This window comes from Parasphingomonas zepuensis (genome assembly GCF_036663735.1).
Lineage (GTDB): Bacteria > Pseudomonadota > Alphaproteobacteria > Sphingomonadales > Sphingomonadaceae > Sphingomonas.
In genome coordinates, this window is record NZ_JAXOJO010000048.1 from 1 (window position 1) to 1,233 (window position 1,233).

At 67.8% G+C, this 1,233-nt stretch carries 2 protein-coding genes; both read left to right on the forward strand.

Annotated elements, in window-relative coordinates; translation table 11 throughout:
* A partial coding sequence (locus U1769_RS25105) for a hypothetical protein (RefSeq protein WP_332720884.1) occupies nt 1-667 on the forward strand: 667 nt, incomplete at its 5' end.
* Nucleotides 668-717: 50 nt separating this feature from the next.
* Nucleotides 718-1,233, forward strand: a 516-nt coding sequence (locus U1769_RS25110) for a TSUP family transporter (protein ID WP_332720885.1), incomplete at its 3' end; no start/stop codon positions are given.

A 1,233-nucleotide genomic window follows, 5' to 3' on the forward strand; every position in this document is an offset into this window, starting at 1 on the left:
ACCGCGCCGTACCGCTGCCCTTGCCGGGCTGCCTGAAAATACCCGACCGTCACGCTGGTCAGGTAGCGCTTGGTTCGTCACGCAGCGCGGTGCACCCGCCGGTGGTCCGCTGCTGGGGGGCGATCAGGCCGGTGCGCGGATTGCGTACGCGCTGGGCAGCGATCGGCGTGTTGCGGTTTATGCCCGGGCGAGCGGTGCGCTGGCGGCATCGGGGCGTGAACTGGCATTCGGGGCGGAATGGCGGCCCCTCGACGCGCCGATACGCCTCGTCGCCGAACAGCGCATTGGTCTCGACGGCGCGTTGGGCGGACCTGCAATTGGTATCGTTGCCGGAATCGATGGCGTCAAACTGCCGCTCGATTTCAAACTCGAAGCTTACGGCCAGGCGGGCGCAGTCGCACGCTCGCGGATCGACCCCTTCGCCGATGGCGCCTTGAGGGTGGTGCGGGAAGTCGCATCGGCAGGCCGCGCCCGGCTCGAAATCGGCACGGGTGGCTGGGGCGCGGCGCAGCGCGAATCGGCCCGAATGGACATCGGTCCGACGGCAGTCACAACCTTGCCACTCGGCAAAAATGCGGTGCGCGTCGCGATCGACTGGCGCCAGCGGATCGCAGGCAATGCGAGCCCCGGGTCGGGACCGGCGCTGACGATGGGCACCGATTTCTGACCCGGCACCGCCTTCCGCGCGCGCGCTTGAGGCTGTAGGCACTGTTGAGCATGGACCTGTACCTTCCAATCGCCAATCTGTCGGTCAACGCGCTCGTCATCGTGGTGCTGGGGCTTGGCGTCGGGCTGTTGTCCGGCATGTTCGGGGTTGGCGGCGGGTTTCTGACCACGCCACTGCTGATCGTCTACGGCATCCCGCCTACGGTCGCCGCCGCGTCTGCCGCGAGCCAGGTAACGGGGGCAAGCGTGTCGGGCGTGTTCGCTCACCTGCGCCGCAACGGCGTCGACTATCATATGGGGATGGTGCTGATCGGGGGCGGCGTACTGGGATCGGGGGCGGGCGCGATCCTGTTCCGGATGCTACAGGCCAGCGGGCAGATCGATACGGTGATCGCCATTCTTTATGTGGTCATGCTCAGTTCGATCGGTTGGCTGATGCTGTCCGAATCGCTGGGCGCGATCCGCGCCACGCGCGAAGGGGCCACGCCGCGCGCCAAGCGGCGGCGGCATCATCCGATGGTCGCCGCCCTCCCGTTCCGCTGGCGCTTCTACCGCTCAGGGCTCTAC